Below are 505 nucleotides of genomic sequence, written 5' to 3' on the forward strand. Positions count from 1 at the left end.
GCGAAACGGCTCGGTACGCCGCGGGCGATGTCTTCCTGCTGACTGGGGCGAAAGCCCAGCACGGCGGCACGATGCAGCCCTACCTCGTCCGCCATTCGCGCCAGTTCTTCATGCAGCAGACGCACCGCGGCCGCGGTGGGGCCGTTGTCGTCATCCATCATCCAGATGTACTGCGCGCCTTCGGCCAGCGCCGCTTCCAGCCCCACGGCATAGCCGTTGGCCGAGCCGGTGTTCTGCGCCAGTGGGATGATGCGCACCTGCCCTGGCCAGCGGCTGGTGAGCTGTTCGAGTGGTGCGGTCGAGGCATTGCTGACCACCAGTACGCGGGTGATCTGTTCGAAGGCGAAGGCCTGCTCGATCAGTCGGCGCAGGTAAACCAGGCGGTCGCCGTAGGTCACCGTGACGATGGTGGTCTGCCGTCGCACCGGCATCTCGCCGGCGCTGGTGGCGGCTGCCTGTGCACTCTGCTTGCAGGGTTCGACGCGCGCGGTGTTCTGCACGGAAT

At 66.9% G+C, this 505-nt stretch carries 1 protein-coding gene; it reads right to left on the reverse strand.

The features are described from left to right. A partial coding sequence (locus tag CXQ94_RS24200; RefSeq protein WP_219817138.1) for a glycosyltransferase occupies positions 1 to 505 on the reverse strand: 505 nt, incomplete at both ends.

Source organism: Arthrobacter sp. GMC3, from assembly GCF_002929305.1.
In the GTDB taxonomy this organism is placed as follows: Bacteria; Actinomycetota; Actinomycetes; order Actinomycetales; family Micrococcaceae; genus Specibacter.